This window comes from Nocardiopsis sp. FR4, from assembly GCF_009830945.1.
Classification (GTDB): Bacteria; Actinomycetota; Actinomycetes; order Streptosporangiales; family Streptosporangiaceae; genus Nocardiopsis.
In genome coordinates, this window is the sequence record NZ_VWVV01000023.1 from 16,747 (window position 1) to 33,255 (window position 16,509).

The 16,509-nt window shown below is 73.2% G+C and carries 11 protein-coding genes and 1 pseudogene; 4 read left to right on the forward strand and 8 right to left on the reverse strand.

The window, feature by feature from the left end; translation table 11 throughout:
• Positions 1–18: 18 nt before the first annotated feature.
• The 4 genes and pseudogenes from FYW95_RS19265 to FYW95_RS19280 all read right to left on the reverse strand — a co-directional run bounded on the left by FYW95_RS19265 (position 19) and on the right by FYW95_RS19280 (position 6,295).
• Entirely contained in the window at positions 19–1,317 is a 1,299-nt protein-coding gene (locus FYW95_RS19265) for a DUF6891 domain-containing protein (RefSeq protein ID WP_159941846.1), read from the reverse strand.
• A gap of 333 nt (positions 1,318–1,650) precedes the next feature.
• Positions 1,651–2,646 (reverse strand): annotated as a pseudogene (locus FYW95_RS19270) (hypothetical protein); the annotation flags it as partial.
• A gap of 317 nt (positions 2,647–2,963) precedes the next feature.
• On the reverse strand, positions 2,964–5,444 hold the full coding sequence (locus FYW95_RS19275; protein ID WP_159941845.1) for an ATP-binding protein: 2,481 nt from the start codon (positions 5,442–5,444) through the stop codon (positions 2,964–2,966).
• Between the two features lie 188 nt (positions 5,445–5,632).
• On the reverse strand, positions 5,633–6,295 hold the full coding sequence (locus FYW95_RS19280) for a GmrSD restriction endonuclease domain-containing protein (protein ID WP_160050626.1): 663 nt from the start codon (positions 6,293–6,295) through the stop codon (positions 5,633–5,635).
• 506 nt (positions 6,296–6,801) lie between these two features.
• On the opposite strand from FYW95_RS19280, the gene thpD reads away from it, so the two are divergent.
• Both thpD and FYW95_RS19290 read left to right on the forward strand, forming a co-directional pair.
• Positions 6,802–7,710: an ectoine hydroxylase gene (thpD, locus tag FYW95_RS19285; protein ID WP_201294936.1), complete on the forward strand. Its 909-nt coding sequence runs from the start codon at positions 6,802–6,804 to the stop codon at positions 7,708–7,710.
• 299 nt (positions 7,711–8,009) lie between these two features.
• Complete coding sequence (locus FYW95_RS19290) at positions 8,010–8,312, forward strand: zinc ribbon domain-containing protein (RefSeq protein WP_159941843.1); 303 nt, start codon at positions 8,010–8,012, stop codon at positions 8,310–8,312.
• Between the two features lie 127 nt (positions 8,313–8,439).
• Here the strand turns inward: FYW95_RS19290 and FYW95_RS19295 are convergent, their stop codons facing one another.
• The 3 genes from FYW95_RS19295 to FYW95_RS19305 form a co-directional block, all read right to left on the reverse strand.
• On the reverse strand, positions 8,440–12,291 hold the full coding sequence (locus tag FYW95_RS19295; protein WP_159941842.1) for a conjugal transfer protein: 3,852 nt from the start codon (positions 12,289–12,291) through the stop codon (positions 8,440–8,442).
• A gap of 18 nt (positions 12,292–12,309) precedes the next feature.
• Positions 12,310–12,630 carry a hypothetical protein gene (locus tag FYW95_RS19300; protein ID WP_159941841.1) on the reverse strand — a complete coding sequence of 107 codons (321 nt, stop codon included), beginning with the start codon at positions 12,628–12,630 and terminating at the stop codon, positions 12,310–12,312.
• A gap of 72 nt (positions 12,631–12,702) precedes the next feature.
• On the reverse strand, positions 12,703–13,653 hold the full coding sequence (locus FYW95_RS19305) for a conjugal transfer protein (protein WP_159941840.1): 951 nt from the start codon (positions 13,651–13,653) through the stop codon (positions 12,703–12,705).
• Between the two features lie 563 nt (positions 13,654–14,216).
• Here FYW95_RS19305 and FYW95_RS27790 point away from each other — a divergent pair.
• Complete coding sequence (locus FYW95_RS27790) at positions 14,217–14,603, forward strand: NAD(P)H-binding protein (protein ID WP_201294937.1); 387 nt, start codon at positions 14,217–14,219, stop codon at positions 14,601–14,603.
• Positions 14,522–14,740 carry an NAD(P)H-binding protein gene (locus FYW95_RS28650; RefSeq protein WP_236567704.1) on the forward strand — a complete coding sequence of 73 codons (219 nt, stop codon included), beginning with the start codon at positions 14,522–14,524 and terminating at the stop codon, positions 14,738–14,740. The genes FYW95_RS27790 and FYW95_RS28650 overlap by 82 nt, the downstream gene beginning before the upstream one ends.
• 354 nt (positions 14,741–15,094) lie before the next feature.
• On the opposite strand, the gene ychF is transcribed toward FYW95_RS28650, so the two are convergent.
• Positions 15,095–16,180: a redox-regulated ATPase YchF gene (ychF, locus tag FYW95_RS19315; protein WP_159941828.1), complete on the reverse strand. Its 1,086-nt coding sequence runs from the start codon at positions 16,178–16,180 to the stop codon at positions 15,095–15,097.
• Positions 16,181–16,509: the final 329 nt, after the last annotated feature.

Sequence of the window (16,509 nt, forward strand, 5' to 3'; positions counted from 1 at the left end):
CGCCCCGGCTCCGGCGGCTCACCAGGAGGTCACCCTCAGCTCCCCCAGGTCGGCCAGGGCCACCCGGCCCTCCTCGGCCAGCACGCGCACCATCTCCTCCGCCTCGGGCAGGGTGACGTGGCGGCCCCGGGACAGGCCCTCGCCGGGTGAGGGGCTCTCCAGCCACAGCCGGGGGCCGCTCTCCCACATCATCTGGACGACCCGACCGTTGGCCGCGGTGAACACCGCGAACGTGCCCTTGGCGGGGGTGAGCTGGTAGACGACGTGGCGGGCGGCGGCCGTCTCCAGGGGCACGGGGTAGTCCATGAAGCCCAGACCGCCCTCGGCGGTGTCGGCGTAGTGGACCTCCAGCAGGCCGGAGGGGTCGGGGCGGGCCTCCTCGCGGGGCCAGAGGGCCCCGACCGCCCAGCGGCTGAGGGGTTCCTCCACGCGTTCCCGGGAGAGCGCGGGGCCCTGGCGCACGCGCAGCAGGTCGAAGTCGCGTTCCAGGGCGACGCTGTCCCCCCGGTCGCTGGTGAGGGTGGCGACGAAGGAGCGCGGCAGCCAGGGCAGGACCATCCGGGACAGCTCGCGGACGCTCACCCGGCCCTCGTAGTGGGAGACCCACTCGGGGGCCTCGTAGGGGCCGGGGCTGTCGAAGGCCACCTCGACCATGGGCTCGGCGTTCACGGCGGGGCCGGGAAAGGCGGCCTGGCGGCCCAAGCGGCGGCGGTTCCAGTCCATGAGCACCCGCAGGCCCCGCTCGGGGTCGCCGTCCCAGTCGACGGTGAGCCCGTGGGCGCGCAGGGCCTCGGCGGTCTCCTCGCCCACGGCGGCCCGGCGCAGCGGATGGGTGGCCCCGAAGCGGATGGTCAGCGGCGCGCCCCCGGCAGCGTGCCCGGCGTCCTGGTGGTGGTAGAAGGCGTAGCCCCGCGCCGCCAGGCCGCTGGGGTTGGAGTTGCGTGCGGCGAGTTCGCCGTCCAGTGCGGTCCTGGCACAGCCGTCGCAGCAGGCGAAGTCCTCGCGGGCGATGACCCCGGCCTCGTCCAGGGCGCGGAAGGCGCGGGTGAGGCGTTCGCCGTCGGTACGCGGGGGCCAGCGGCGCTGGCGGTGGACGTGGTCGGCCAGCGCCCGGTCCACGTGGTCGGTGAGCTGGGTGAGCGCGGCGCTGACGTCGGGGCCGTCGGGGTCGGAGCCCGCATCCAGCGCGTCGGCCAGGGCCTGCCGGGCGTGCCGGAGGATCTCCACGTATCCCCCCCGGCCCGAGGCGACCCGGACGGCCACGGCCTCCTCGGCGGCGGCGAGGGGGTGGCGAATGCTCTCCCTGACTTCGCTCATGCGCCCAATGTCTCAGAAGCCGGAAGTGTTTGGGACCGTTTGCCGGAGAGCTCGCTGTCCGCAATCGGACAGCTACGCCATGGCTGGTCGCAGCGGGTGCCGGAGCCGCCGCCGGAGTGATCTTCACCGCATCCGTGCGCTGGCGCGGTCAGCCGTTGGCGGCCGTGGGGCGGGGCTCCCGCGCCCGGTCCCGTCCGGCCCGGCGTGCCCCGGCGCCTCGGCGCCCCACGGGGCGGCCGCCTCCCACGCGCCCGTGCTGGCGTTCCGTCCGCCGTCACGGGCGCGGCCGTCCGCACCGGTGGAGGCGGCCAGGCGGCGCCCGCCCCGGAAGGCGCGCTCGACGCTCTCGTCGCGCACCCTGCGGGCCAGGGCGGCTGTGGCGGCGAGCTCGCCGACCTCGGCGGAGCTCACGCCCAGGAAGGCCGCCGCGGCGACGTGGTCGGCGTACTCGGCGGTGGAGTCCAGTGCCTCCTGGCACTGCTCCCACTCCCGGTGGGCGGTCACGGCCTCCTGGACCAGGCGCCCGTACTCGGTGATCTGGTCGACCCGGGCGCGTACCGCCTCCTCGACGGCGTGCAGGTACTCCCGCTGCGGTTTGAGGGCCTCCCGGACCCGGGGGGAGACCGCGCGCTGCCAGCGGCGCAGGTGGGCGCGGCGCAGTTCGCGCTGGCGGGCCAGCAGCGAGGCGATGCGCCACTCCTGTTCGCGCAGGACGGCCAGCGCCCGGTCACCGTCCAGGGCCTCGCCGCCGAGTTCCTCGCGGGCTTCGCACACGAGGCCGATCGTGTCCTGGACCCGCACGAGCAGGGCGTGGTCGGCCTCGCTGAGGTCCTCGGGCAGGACCACGTGCTCGCGCCGGCGCCTCCCGGCCGGTCCGTACGCCCGGGAGGTGAGGGTGTCGGCGGTGACCATGGCCACGAGAAGGCCGAACAGCGCCCACGGCATACCCATGGAGGGGTCCTGGGGGACGACGTCCATCAGCCAGGCGGGGGCGGTGGCGACCGTGCCCGCCCCGGCGGCGGCGCCCGCGGCGCGGGTGACGGGATGGGCGTCGCGGCGGCAGGCCAGGGCGGCGACGTAGGCGACCAGGCTGATGCTGGCGATCACCATGGCCAGGTACCACCCGGCGGTGAGCAGGGCCAGGACCATGGTGAACCCGACGCCGAGGACCTGGACGCCGCCCTCGCGCAACCGCACCAGGCGGGTGGCGCCCTCGCCTCCGCCGTCCTCGGGGCCGGGCGGATCCCCCTCCCGGAGGGCTTCCCCGCGCCGCTGCTCGGGCAGGGCGGGGTCGACGACGGGTCGCGGCCGGATGACGTCCTCACTCATGGGCGGTCCCTCGTGAGTGGTGGGTCGGTCGGGGGTGCGGGGAGGGGCTGGCTCAGTCGGGGCACTCGGGGAGGAACCCGACAGGGTAGGAGATGCCCACCCGGAGCGCGCCCCGAACCTGGCATCCCGTACACCTTTGCCGCGGACCGCACGCGCGTCCCGCCCACCGCTCTGGACCGCGCCTTTCCATGCGGATGGCGGGCAAGCACCTGGCCATCCGGGCCGCCGGGGCCGCTGTCGGCCTCCACCTCGCCGCGCGGCCGCCCGCACGGCCCCGGGGGGGGAGGGTCCCCGCCTGACCTCTCAGGCCAGTACGCCTAGACCCGTTCGTCGTGTCCGCCGGTGGGCACGAGGTCCTCGTCCCCCTCCTCCTCGGCGGGCCGCTGGCGGGTGGGGTTGGTGTCCAGCCAGCGCAGCAGGTTCTCCGAGACCAGGTCGACCCCGATCCGACCGGCCCGCCCGTCCAGGTCCCGGAACAGGCACTCGCCGTTGCCGAGGTTGCGCAGCACCGCGAGGTGGTCCTCGGTGGGCTCGACACCCAGCAGGGACATGACGCTCTCCACCTCGAAGCGTTCGCTGGAACGGAACGCGAACACCGAGGACAGGCAGTTGGTGACCTGTTCGTTGAGCAGGTCACCCGCGTTCTGGGAGACGAGGATGAGAGCGGTGTTGCGGGAGCGGCCCATGCGCGAGACCTCGGGGACGAGCTTGGCGCCCTCGGGGGTGGAGGTGACCGCCCAGGCCTCGTCCAGGAAGATCGCCTTGGGCAGGTGGCGGTCCAGGCCGTTCATGAGGCGGCGGGCGAACTGGGAGACCAGGTAGAGCAGGGCCACGGACAGGCGCTGCTCGTAGGAGTAGTCGTCGCGGCCCACACCCGAGTCGGGCAGGGTGAGCCCGCCCAGGGTGAACACGGTGGTCCAGCCCTCGGTGTCGATCCGGGCGTCGCCCTGGGGGTCGAAGCACAGGCTGGCCAGCCGCATCTCGGACATGGACTGCAGCACGGCGCCCAGGTTGCGCGAGGCGGCCCCCGGCGAGGAGACCAGGTGGTCCACGACCTTGGCCAGGGAGGGCTGGGGCTGGTTGGCGACGGCGGCCACCGCCTGGATCATGGCCGACTCGCGCTCCTCGCTCATGCGGGGCAGGAGCAGGCGCAGGGTCTCGGTGGCCATGGTCTTCTTGGCGGGCAGGTCGTCGCCGAAGGCGAAGGGGTCGAGCAGGCCGGGCTGGGCCGAGCCCAGGGACATGATGCGGGCCTTGCGGCCGCGGCGCCGGAGCAGTTCCACCAGGGACTCGGCGTCGCCCTTGGGGTCGATGGCGGCCACGGTGACCCCGCGCAGGGCGAGCTGGTAGATGAGCAGAAGCGCCAGGGTGGTCTTGCCACCGCCGGGCTCACCGGTGATGGCGATGGCGGTGGGGCGGTTGCGGGCCGCGGCGACCATGGGGTCGAAGTGGACGATGGAGCGGGCGCGGCCGATGGTCTCGCCAATGTAGGGGCCGACCCAGCCTCCGCCGGAGTGGTCGACGCGGTCGCCGACGTCGACGGTGGCGGTGGGCATACCGCCCGCGATGGTGCGCAGCGGCTGGCGCTGGGCGTAGGCGCCCAGGCGGATGCGGTCGCCGGGCAGGGACTCGTTGAAGAGGGAGAACTGGTCGCCTGTGGAGTTGATGACGTCGATGCCGATGTCGCGGTAGTGCTCCACGACCGCCTCCACGTGCTGGACCAGGAGGCGCTCGGTGGGCGCGGAGACCATGAGGCGGTGCCAGCCGTAGACGAAGGGGAGGCGCTCCTTGGTGATGCCGTGCTCGAGCATGCGGGCGGCGTCGATCTGCTCGGCGAGCGCGATGGGCGCCTCCACCCCGGCCTCGCGGATGTGGGCGTCCATGTCGCGGGCGTGGGCGAGCTTGCGGCCGACGTCCTTGGATGCCTTGGCCGGCGGGATGAGCTTCATCCGCAGGGACATCTCCACCGGGAACGGGAGCGCGTCGGCGTGGTGCATCCACGGCTCGCCGTCGGGGAAGGGCATCAGGTCCGGGAAGCGCGCGAAGGACAGGAACGCGACGTAGGTGGACCCGGCGGGCTGCTCCAGGCGCAGCATGGAGCGCCCGTTGTGCACGACGCCGTCCACGAGCGCCTCGATCTCGCCGCGCCCCCAGGTGCGCCGTCCGACCGCCGAGGGCCGGATCTCCTCGGCGGTGCCGCTGACCGCGTGCCGGATGAGCCAGGCGATCTCGTCGGAGGTGGCGTGGCGGGCGTGCAGGGAGCTGGCGGCCAGGGCGCGGCCCAGGCGTTCGGACTGGTCGGTCCAGCGGGCGATCTCCTTGTCGTCCACCGCGTCGTCGTTGATGCCCAGGACCTGCTCGGTGCGCTGGTAGACGCCGAAGATCTGGGAGAACAGGCCGAGCCCGGCGCCGGGGTTGCGCTGGCCGAGGCGGACTCCGAGGTAGACCTCCTTGGTCCAGAAGTCCTTGGCCCACACGTGCCGGTACATCTCGTCGAGGTAGTCGTACCAGCCGGGGCCGGAGTCGGAGGTGGCGTCCAGGCGGGTGGCCCAGTCCGCGGCCGGGTAGGTGCGGTGCGCGACGCGCAGGTGCACCTCGGCGTCGTTCATCCGGATGGCGGCCAGCGCGATGGTGATGTTGGTGGCGAGCGCCTGGCGCTCCTCCGGGGTGGTGAACTCGTAGGACACGGTGGGCAGGCGGAAGTAGGCCCAGGCCTCGCTGTCGCTGATCAGCACGCGGTCGTCGAAGTAGCGGACCGCGAGGCGGGTCGCTCCGCGGGTCCCCCTGGTGCCGGTCATCTCTTAGCCCTCCTGGTCGCGTCGCGTGGCGTGCGGGCCCCGCGGGGGCCGCGCCCGCCGGGCGCCTGTGCCTCTCCCATAGTGGAGCATCGTGCCGGAGCGAAGAAGCGGACAGGGTTACGGCGCGCCAGAAACTCCCGGAGGGGGCCGGGCGGGGGCCCCGGAGGCGGGCCCCGCCCGGCGGAGGGTCAGCAGGCGGTGTTGATGGTGCTCTGGATGGAGGACTTCTCCGTCGAGGTGACGGTGAGCCCGTAGACGTACTTCACGTTGACCCAGGACTTGACGTAGGCGCAGTGCACGGACCGGTTCGGCGGCATCCACTGCGAGGGGTCCTTGTCACCCTTGGAGCTGTTGCTCGACGGGGTGGCCAGCCACAGCTGGGTGTTGTTGACGTCGTTGGCGAACTGGGTGCGGCGCGCGGTGCTCCAGGAGGCGGCGCCGGTCTTCCACGCCTCGCTGAGCGCGACCAGGTGGTCCACGCTGATCCGGGACGGGTCGTCGTGGACCCAGACGTTGTCGAAGGCGCTGTACCAGCGGCCGGAGGTCGGCTGGCAGCTGGAGTTGGTCACCACGTCGCGGCCGTCGCGCCGCAGCACGTACTGGCGGGCCGTGCAGGGGCTCTGCACCACGTTCCAGTGCGGGAAGAGGCTTCGGTCGTAGCCGGTCTGAGGGCCCTTGGCCCGAACGGTGAGGGAGTTGAGCTGGCTCTGGGCGGTGGCGGTGCTGGGGATGCCGGGGGGCACCTGGGCCGAGGCCGGTGCGGCCCAGCCGAGGACGACGGCGAGGACGACCGCGGCGACCGCGGCCGTGGCGCGGGTGAACGCACCGGTGAGGCGGGGGAGGGGGAACACGTTTCTCCTTCGAGCGGGCGGAGGAAACAAAGACCCCACTACTGTGCGGTGACCGGGTTTTCGGCGCCATACCCGGAAGGAAACTCCTTCCGAAGCGCAGATGGCCGGTACGAACGCGGCCAGGATTACGCATCACACCCTGAACCATGGCAGTGTGATATAGCGCACAATAAAAGTGCCCTGCGTAATGGCGCAAACCAGCCGCAAGGCTCGCAAGGGGACGACCTGGGGATATGCACGCACCAACCCAAACTCGATCACCCGGGGTAACGCCACGCAGGTAAACGGTCGGATTAGAGGGAAAGAAAGAGGGCAAAGGACGGGAAAAGACGGGCCCGTCATATTGTTTTGCCCCATATAGTATAGCTGTCATACCCAGCTAAAAGACTGCTAAACACCGGCCTCCGGAGGCCGTGAATGAGGCTTGCCTGACCTTTGTTAAGTTCGCATGTCGGCAGGAAAAACCGTCGACCACAGAGAGGATGAACCCCGCGAGGGGGTCGACCATGACTCTGCAGATGGATCTTCCGGCAACAACCGCGGACGAGTACCCCACCCGCAAGGGCACCGAACCCGCCCTGCTGTACCGCAAGGACCCCACCGTGTGGGGATCCGGCGAGGGCCCCTTCTCCTCCGAGGAGATCGGGGGCTACGACCGCCGCGGGTACACGCAGATCAAGTCCCTCGTCACTGACGAGGAGGTCAAAACCTACCGAGACGAGCTGAGGAGGCTCAGCTCCGACCCGGCGCTGCGCGCCGACGAGCGCGTGATCGTCGAGCCCACCTCCGACGAGGTCCGCTCGGTGTTCGAGGTGCACAAGATCAGCAAGGTGTTCGCCGACCTGGTGAACGACCCCCGGCTGGTCGAGCGCGCACGGCAGATCCTCGGATCGGACGTGTACGTGCACCAGAGCCGCGTCAACTACAAGCCCGGTTTCGGCGGAGGCTCCTTCTACTGGCACTCCGACTTCGAGACCTGGCACGCCGAGGACGGCATGCCCCGGATGCGGGCGTGCAGCTTCTCGGTCGCCCTGACCGACAACTACCCGCACAACGGCGCCCTGATGATCATGCCGGGCTCGCACAGGACGTTCGTCTCCTGCGTCGGCGAGACCCCCGAGGACCACTACCGGTCCTCGCTCAAGAGCCAGCACGTGGGTACCCCGGACCAGTCCTCGCTCACCCAGCTGGCCGACCAGCACGGCATCGACGTGCTCACCGGCTCTGCGGGCGACGTGACCGTGTTCGACTCCAACTGCATGCACGGCTCGGGCGGCAACATCACGCCGTACCCGCGCTCGAACGTCTTCATCGTGTTCAACAGCGTCGAGAACGCGTGCGAGAAGCCGTTCAGCGCCCCCAGCCCGCGCCCGGAGTTCCTCTCCGCGCGGGACTTCACCCCTGTGGGCCGCTGACCCGCTCTCCCGGCGCCCCCGGGGAGGGCGGGCCGCGGCCCGCCCTCCCCGGGGGTTCCCCGTTTCGCGGGGGCGTGCGCGCGCAGCGCCCGCGTGATCTCCTCCAGCAGGCGTTGCGCGGCCTGGAGCCGCCCACCGCGACTTCTTCGGCTCCCTCGGAGGCAAACGCGGGGACCCGGGGCGGGCCCGCCCCGGTTCAGGTCCCGCAAGAGCACCGCCAGTCGGTCCGCTTCACCGCCGACGCCCGCTGGAAACTCATCGACGAGGGAAAACCGTCCCCTCCCTCGACCCCCTCCACGGTGACCGTGGCCGAGGACGCGGCGGGCCGGTACTCCGCCTCGCTCGTGTCGGCGTTGGCGTACGAGGCCGCCCGGTACGGGCGCGCCCCCGCCAGGGTCGACCGGTTCCCGGCCTCCTCGCAGACCTGCGCCGAGTGCGGGGTGGCCGACGGGCCCAAGCCCCTCAACATCCGTACCTGGACGTGTTCGGGGTGCGGCACCGGACACGGCCGGGACCTCGGCGCGTCCCGCGTCGTGCTCGCCGCCGGACGCAAACCCGCCTTGGCGCGGGAAGCGGAAAGGCAGAGCGCCTGTGGAGGCTGAGTGAGGCCGCCGCCCCCCTTCCGGGGCGCTGGCGCCGGCCGGGGAGGCAGGAACCAGCGGGCGCCGCGGGGCGCACCGCGCCCACGGCCGCGAGGCCGATCCCCGGGGTCCGCCCCCCGGGGGGACGTCAATGCGCCAGTGAGGTGACCAGGACCCCGCCCAGGGCGCCGTGGGCCCGCTTGGTGGCGGGGCGCAGGGCGCCCACGTCGATCCGGGTGTAGGACGAGCCGAGGTGGTCGTCCCAGGGGATGCGGACGATGGCGCGGCAGCGGCCCCGTGCCACGCGCTCGGCGGCGTCCACGGCCTCCAGGCTGCGCTTGCTGACGCCGTTGACCACGAGGACGGATCTGGCGCGCAGGTTGGCGTAGCCGTTGCCGTCCAGCCAGTCGAAGGTCATCGAGACCGCGCGCTCGGCGTCGGCGCTGGCCGGGGCGACCAGCACCAGGCCGTCCGCGGCGGGCAGGGCGCGGGCCACCCCCGTGGCCGCGGGGTCGAGCAGGGTGAGGCCGTAGAAGCCGCCGAGCAGCGAGGTGAGCTGTCCGTAGTCGCGGTCGTCGAGGGTCTGCACGTAGGGGTCGTCCAGGGTCTGGATGACCTCCAGACCGGTTTCGGTCCGGCTCGTGTACGCGCTCATCCGGGCGTGGTCCCGGACCGCCCCGGCGTTGGCGAGCAGGCTGGTGAGGGTCTCGGGGGTCTGGGCGCCGACCCGGCGGGACAGGCCGTTGGGCCCGGGGTTGACGTCGACGGCCACGACGGGTTCGTCGCGGTGCGCGGCCAGGGTGTGGCCGATCATCAGCGTGGTGACGGTCTGCCCCGCACCTCCGGTGCAGCCCAGCACGACGAGGTTGCGCGGCCCGTCCAGCGGGGTGCGCAGGCGCTCGATGTCGCTGGCGGGCAGATCGGAGCGGACCGGGGCCGCGCCGCCGGTGACGACCTTGGCCAGGCGCCGCCAGCCCCGGGTGCCGCCGGAGTCGCCGGCGGGCTCCTCCTGCCGTGCCCGCGCCTCGGCGGGTTCCGGCCGGTGGGAGGGAACGCCGCTGGGGGTGTCGCCCAGGCGCTCCTGCTCGCCGGTGCCGTGGTCGAGTTCCAGTTCGGGTTTGGACTCGGTCCTGGCCTCGTGCCGGGGCGGTTCGGGCTCCTCCCCGGGCGCGGGCTGGCCGAAGAGGTGCCCGATGCGGCGGGCGTTCTGCGCGACCCGGTGGAAGACGCCGTCGTGCGGGTCGGCGCCCTGGTGCGGTTCCGGCCCGTCGTCCCCGGCGCGGGGCGCGTGCCCGGTCCGGTCGGCGGCCCCGGGGCGTTCGGTGCGCCCGTTCGGCTCCGTGCGCTCGGGCCGGTCCCCGTGCTCGGGGGGTCCGGCGGTCTCCTCCCGGGCGGCGGCCTCCTCCCCGGAAACGGCGGCGCTCCCGGTGGCGCGCATGCTCCAGCGGGCCCGGACCTGGTCACGGGAGTCTTCGGCCCCCTCCGGGCGCGGCTCCGCGGCGGGCGCGGCGGCCGGGGGCGCGTCGTCGGAACCCCGGGCGTTGCCGCTTTCCGCGGCCCGGCGGCGGCGCGCCAGGGCGGCGGCCTCGGCCTCCTCCAGGTCGGAGACGGTGCGGCGGCGGGCCGCGGAGCCCGCGGCGTCGGCGCGGACGTTGACGTCGCCGCGCGCGGGGTCCTCACGGACCTCCGCGAAGCTGGCGAGTTCGCCGGTGCCGTGGTCGAGCTGGGTGGGCGGTTTGGGCCCCTCCCCGCGCACCGGGGACTCAGCGCGCCCGGACGCCCCGGCGTCGGGCTCGGCGTTCTCCCCGGCCTTGTCCGCCTCCGTTCCCCCGGCCTTGGCTACCTCCGCGCCCCCGGCCCCGGACTCCTCGGCGTCCCCGGTTTCGGTCGTGGAGGAACCGTCCTCGCGCAGCTCGCTGGCCGGGATGACGGGGTTGCCGCGGTCACCGACCTTGGGCTGGTCCGGGTGGCGCCTCTTGCCGTCCTCGAACCACCGCGCGGGGTCCTTGGCCCTGTCCCCGGGCTCGCGATCGGGCACGGCGTCGGCGAACTTGGGGCGCGGCGGCGCCGGGGTGTCGGCGGTGCTGAGGTGCTGGTCGAGCACGGACATGTGCTCGTTCCACTTCGGCCCGCGGTCCTCGGGCTCCTCGCGCGGCTGGGCGGGCATGGCCGCCTGCTCGCCGGTGCCGTGGTCCAGCTCCAGCGGGGGCTTGGCGGACTGCGGCGGGGCGGGCGCCTCAACGGCCGCGGAGTCGTCGGCCCCGCGGACCGCCCGTCCCGCGGGCTCCGGCTCCTCGGACTCCGGCTCCGCGACGGGCGTCCCGGCCGTGCCCGGGGCGGCCCGCTCAGCGGGCTCCGACCCGGTGGCGGGCGCCTCCGGTGCCGCGGGCGCACCGGAGACCCGCCCCGGGGACCGGGACTCGGCGGCGGGGGCGCCGTCGCCTCCGCTCTCCCGGTCGTCGGCCGTCCCGTCAGCGGACTCCTCGGGCCGGGCGCGCTCACCGGCCTCCTCCTCCGGAGAGGAGGGCGGCAGCCAGGGCATGGCCGCGGTGTCGGCCGCGGGACGGCCGGTGGCGGCGGCGTACCTGGCCGCGTAGTCGGACATGTCGGCCTGGCCGCCCTGGTCGGTCCGGCCCTCGGTGAGCTCCCACGGGGCGGCGTGGGGGCGGCCCCTGCGCCGGGGCCGCTCCGGGGCCCTCCCGGTGTCCGGCAGTCCCCGGCCCTGCGCCCGGGCGGAGCGCTGTTCGCGGGGACCGGGCTCGCGGACCCGCTCGGAGCGGCGCTCCTCCAGGTCCTTGGCGACCCGGATGCCCTGGGTGCGGCCGCGCAGGCGCCGGGCGGCGGGCGTCTCCTCCTCGGCGCGGTCGGCCTCGGCGGCCTCGCCGACCGCCTCCTGCCGGCTCATGGCGGCCGTGTCGCCGACGCTGTAGGCGCTCTTGGAGGACAGGCCGACGGGCGTCTCACCGGAGGAGGCGCGCAGGCTGGCGAACCACGCGTCGCTGTCGCGCTGCTCCTCGCCCTCGGTCTCGTAGACCCTCTCCCCGACGAAGTCCTCGTCGAAGCCCCCGCCCAGACCGTCGTCGGCGGGCTCCGGTTCCCGCCGCCGCGGGCGGGCCTCCTCGGGGGGGTCGGAGGGCTCCGGTTCCAGGCCGAAGCCGAAGTAGTTGAGCACACGGCGGCCGACCCCGCGCCGGGTCCGGTCGGGGGTGCCCGGGTCCGGGTCGGAGCCGCCCCGGCCGCCGGGGAACCCCTCCTCCGGGGGCAGCGGCCGGCGCTCCTCGGGTTCGGGCCGCGCCGCGACGGCCACGGGGGCCCGCTCGCGGCTGGCGGGTGCGCGCTCGGGCCCGTCGGCGGGAGCGCGTTCCGCTCGGGCCGGGGCCCGCTCGGAGGCTGCGGACGGGCGTTCCGGCACGGCCGGGGCGCGTTCGATTCCGGCGGGCGTGTACACCGGGTCGCCCCCGGCTTCGCGGACGGGTGCCGGGGGAGCGGCCACGCCCCGCAGCGGGGGCGCCTCGGCACCGGAGGGCCGGGCCTCCTCGGCCCGCGCCGGAGTGCGCTCGGGCCCGGCCGCGGCCTCCTCCTCCGCGCGCGGTCGCCCGGCCAGGGGCAGGGGGCCCGCCTCGGGGGCGCGGTGCCACACGCGCACGGTCACGCGCACCTCGGAGGGTTCGTACTCGGGGGCCAGCCGGTTGTACACCCGCGCCTCGGTGAGGAAGCGCGCCTGGGAGAGGAGCAGTTCGGTCAGGCGCTTGCCCTCGATGACCGGCCGTGTGGCCAGCACCGTGATCACCCCGGGCGGGACCACCCAGAGCACCAGGTGCCAGCCGTTGCCGAAGACGAACGGGGCGTTGAGGAGGCTGAGCAGCACCACCCAGAGCGCGAACACGCCCAGGGCGACACCGAAGGTGCCCACGGGCAGCGGCATGGGCAGCCGGAAATCGTAGAGCTTGTAGAGCCGCTTCTCGATACGCCAGATGTTGGTGTACGTGGGCAGATCCACGTTCCCGGCCTCCCTCGCCTATTCCGTCGATACGCCCATCGCTCGGGCGAGAGCCACCGCGATGACCTCGATGATGCCGGGGACGTAGAAGACGATCCCGATGAAGATCGCCAGGATGATGAACTGCGCGAAGCGGGTGATCTCCCTGGTGAACAGGAAGAACACCGCCACGATGGACACGATGACGAGGAAGAGCGGCCCGAAGAACCCGCGTAGGAAATCAGCGAGGCCTCCGGTGTCGGGGGCGTTCTCCTGGGCGACCGTCGCCGCGAGGAAGAGCAGGTCGGCGCCTCCGGCGGCGTGGAACGCGTCCGGTGTGGAGGACATCAGGGGGAGCATGTCAGGAGCCACCCCCCGGTGTCGTTGCTGGTGTGCGCATGGTCCTTCTCTTCTCCTTGCCTACCGGCCCCGTCATCCGCCGAACGAGTGCGGGGCGCCCTGGATGTCGCGTACGTGCCACTCAGTGCCTGAGTTCACGACGGTGACCAGGTAGTTCTGCGTCAGTTGACCGGCGTCGGCGTCCTCGGGGGCCGGGAGGTTCCAACGGACGGTGGCCGCCACCTGTCGTACGTCATCATTCCCGTTCGAGGCCCGGGTTGGCACCGTGATATCGGACAGTTCACCAAATTCCAGGCTGTTCTCCGGAAGCGGAGCAATAGTGGTACCCGGTTCCACATAACGCTCCAGGTGAGCCGGCTCCCCCGCGTAGGCCTCGAAGAAACCGGACAGCACCTCCCCGAGCTGCTCCTCGGCCCGCGGGTCGGTCTCGAACGAGGCGCCCTCGGGCAGGGAGGCCCGGGTGGGAGCGGCCAGCAGGGCCGGGCGCCCGGACACCACCAGGGCGTCCCCGTCGGCGTAGACAGGCACGTCCAGGCGCATGGGCTCGCCGTTGACGTCGGCGCGCACGACGACGAGGGCGTTGTGCTCGTCCTGCACGTCCACGGCGACGACCGTGAGGTTTTCTCCGGTGAGGCTGTCGGCCGGGACGTCGAGCGCGGCGGCCTCCCCCTCCGGAACGAAGGCGGCCAGGTCGGACAGGCGCGCCTCGGGGTCGGCGGTGCCGAGGTAGGCGTCGGCGAACCGGAGCCCGAAGGCCGCGGCGGCGGTTTCGGGATAGGCGGTGTCCTCGGCCTGTTCGGGCTGCTGGTCCGGGCCGGGCAGGGCGAGGCCCCCGCGCAGCGGGAACCAGATGCCGTTGAAGACGACGACGAGGATGAACGCCCACAGGACGGCGCGTCCCACGCCGACCCACCAGCGGCCGCCCGCACCGGCGCTCAGCCTCCGGGCGCGGGGGACGCCGGACTCCGTGGCCGCGTCCTCCCGGTCACGCGCGGCGGTGCCGCGCCGTGACGCATTCGCCATCCCCGCCTCCTGAACAGTTCCGTGCCGCCCGGTCCGGACGGCGTATCCGCCATGCCCTTGTCTACCCCATCCCTATAGTGAGGCATTGTGCGGGTTGGGAACGCCCTTGGCGGCGGCGCGTTTCCCCGTCAACCACACATTGCGCGCAACGGCCCAACTTCGCAAAAGGTGCACAATACGGCAATGTTCCAGCTAACTCACCCCGTGGCCGTGCACATTGCCGCAATTATGGTCGGGCCGGAAAGAGAGAAGTTTCCTCGGGGAGAGCAAGGTGTGTCCCCGCCGTCCGGCGAACGGTCAGCGGGATGTCACCGGAGCCCTCCCACGGAGCCCGTTCATCGCCCGGCTCCGTCAAGGGCTTGGTCCGACGCCCGGCACCCGGCCTCGCCGCGGAGCCCCATGGCCTGTGGTACAGGTCCTTTGTTCCGTTGTGGCGGCAAAGTGCCACGAGCTCGCCCGGAGGGCGTGCGCGCCGCGGGCCTACCGCACAGGCGGCGGATTCCGCCCCGGTGACGGCCTCGGTGCCAGCACGGAGAACCCCTCGCACGAAGGACGCACACCCCATGGAGCTCCTGATCCTCGGGGCGACCGGCCCCACCGGCCGCCACGTCGTCGGCCTGGCCCTCGCGGCCGGCGACACGGTGACCGTCCTGGCCCGCACGCCGGAGGCGCTGGAGGGCCCGGCGGGTCAGGTCGGTGTGATCGCCGGTGACGCCACCTCGCAGGGCGATGCCGCGAAGGCCGTCACCGGACAGGACGCCGTCATCTCGGCTCTCGGCAGGGGCGCCTCCGTACGCGCCGACGGCTTGTTCACCCGTGCCGCGGCGGCCGTGACCGGCGCGGCCGAGGAGGGGGTGCGTCCCGCCTCGTGTGGTTGTCCTCGTTCGGCGCCGGAGACACCCACCGCTCGGCGAGCATCGTGCGGAAGGCCATGTACCGCACGGTCCTGAGGAACCTCTACGCGAACAAGGAGCTCTCCGAGCAGGCGGTCCGCTCCAGCGGACTGGACTGGACGCTGGTCTACCCGACCAGGCTGACCAAGGCCCCGCCAAGGGCACGTACCTCGTCGGCGAACGTCCCCCGATGAAGGGCGTCCCGACCGTCAGCCGCGCGGACGTCGCCGACTTCCTGTACAAGGCGGCCCGCAGTCCCGAGTGGATCCGCCGCGCCGCGGTGATCACGGACCGACCCCGGCCCGCCGACGGCTTCTCCTGCGGAGAGCGCCCGCGCCTGGCGCCCGCCGTCCCGGGCCGGGCGTGTCCCGTACACGGAGACGAGGCTTGGGCGCTCACCGCGAACGCCGCCGGGCCCCGGCACGGCAGGGGTGGCGCCGGGTGGCCGGGGGCAGCCGTCCCAGCACGGGGAGGGGCCCGGCTCCGAGGAGCCGGGCCCCTCCTGACCCGCACGTCTGCCGGATCGGCGACGTGGCGATGCGTCACCGCTACACGTTGAAGCGGAACTCCACGACGTCGCCGTCGGCCATCACGTAGTCCTTGCCCTCCATGCGGACCTTGCCCGCGGCTCGGGCCGCCTGCATGTCGCCCGCCTCGACCAGGTCGTCGAAGGAGACCACCTCGGCCTTGATGAAGCCGCGCTGGAAGTCGGTGTGGATGACCCCGGCCGCCTCGGGGGCGGTGGAGCCCTTGCGGATCGTCCAGGCGCGGGCCTCCTTGGGCCCTGCGGTCAGGTAGGTCTGCAGGCCCAGGGTGGAGAAGCCCACCCGGGCGAGCTGCGCCAGACCCGACTCGGTCTGCCCCATGGACTCCAGCAGTTCCTGGGCCTCGTCCTCGTCCAGCTCGGCCAGCTCCGCCTCGATCTTGGCGTCCAGGAAGATCGCCTCGGCCGGGGCCACCAGATCCTGCAGCTTGGTGCGCAGGGCCTCGTCGGCCAGCTCGTCGGTGTCGAGGTTGAACACGTAGATGAACGGCTTGACCGTGAGCAGGCTCAGCTCGCGCAGGCGGTCCAGGTCCACCCCCTCGGCGGCGGACAGCGAGGTGCCCCCGTCGAGGACCTCCTGGGCGGCGCGGGCGGCCGCCAGCAGCTCCTGGGCGTCCTTGTCCTTGGCGTTGCGCTTGGCGTCCTTCTCCAGACGCGGCAGCGCCTTCTCCAGGGTCTGGAGGTCGGCGAGGATCAGCTCGGTGTTGATCGTCTCGATGTCGCGGGAGGGCTCGACCTCGCCGTCGACGTGGGTGACGTCGGGGTCGTCGAAGGCCCGGATCACCTGGCAGATGGCGTCGCTCTCGCGGATGTTGGCGAGGAACTTGTTGCCCAGGCCCTCACCGGTGGAGGCGCCGCGCACGATGCCCGCGATGTCGACGAAGTCCACCGTGGCCGGGATGACCTTCGCCGAGTCGAAGATCTCGGCCAGCTTGGTGAGCCGTGCGTCGGGCACGCCCACGACTCCGACGTTGGGCTCGATGGTCGCGAACGGGTAGTTCGCGGCCAGAGCGTCGTTCTTGGTCAGCGCGTTGAAAAGGGTGGACTTGCCGACGTTGGGCAGGCCGACGATCCCGATAGACAGACTCACAAACCCAGAGTCTATGCGGACCCCGGGGTGGGACGATCCCCCGCCGGGAGGAGGCCCGGCAGCGGTCGGGCACGGAAAAGGCCAGGCCAATCGCCGAAACACTGTGCACAGACACCAATACTCAGAGTAGGTTCGACAGACGCTGCCGGGGAAGGGGGCGCAAGGCCGTCCGGCGCGCGCGGGTCACCCGTCGCGTACCCCGGTCCCCTCCGTTCCCGGCCCTGGACCGAAACACGGCCGTCGGCACGAGGCGCGCGGTCCGGCACGGGCGCCGACCGCGAGGGTACGAGGGCCCCGGGCGCGGGGGCGCCGGACCGGCGCGCTCCGTC

Bases quoted from the DNA above. Each gene is read 5' to 3' on its own strand.
- FYW95_RS19275 (WP_159941845.1), bottom strand. From the start codon at position 5,444: ATGACCGGCACCAGGGGGACCCGCGGAGCGACCCGCCTCGCGGTCCGC.
- FYW95_RS27790 (WP_201294937.1), top strand. From the start codon at position 14,217: ATGGAGCTCCTGATCCTCGGGGCGACCGGCCCCACCGGCCGCCACGTC.
- FYW95_RS19300 (WP_159941841.1), bottom strand. From the start codon at position 12,630: ATGCTCCCCCTGATGTCCTCCACACCGGACGCGTTCCACGCCGCCGGA.
- FYW95_RS19265 (WP_159941846.1), bottom strand. From the start codon at position 1,317: ATGAGCGAAGTCAGGGAGAGCATTCGCCACCCCCTCGCCGCCGCCGAG.
- FYW95_RS19305 (WP_159941840.1), bottom strand. From the start codon at position 13,653: ATGGCGAATGCGTCACGGCGCGGCACCGCCGCGCGTGACCGGGAGGAC.
- thpD (WP_201294936.1), top strand. From the start codon at position 6,802: ATGACTCTGCAGATGGATCTTCCGGCAACAACCGCGGACGAGTACCCC.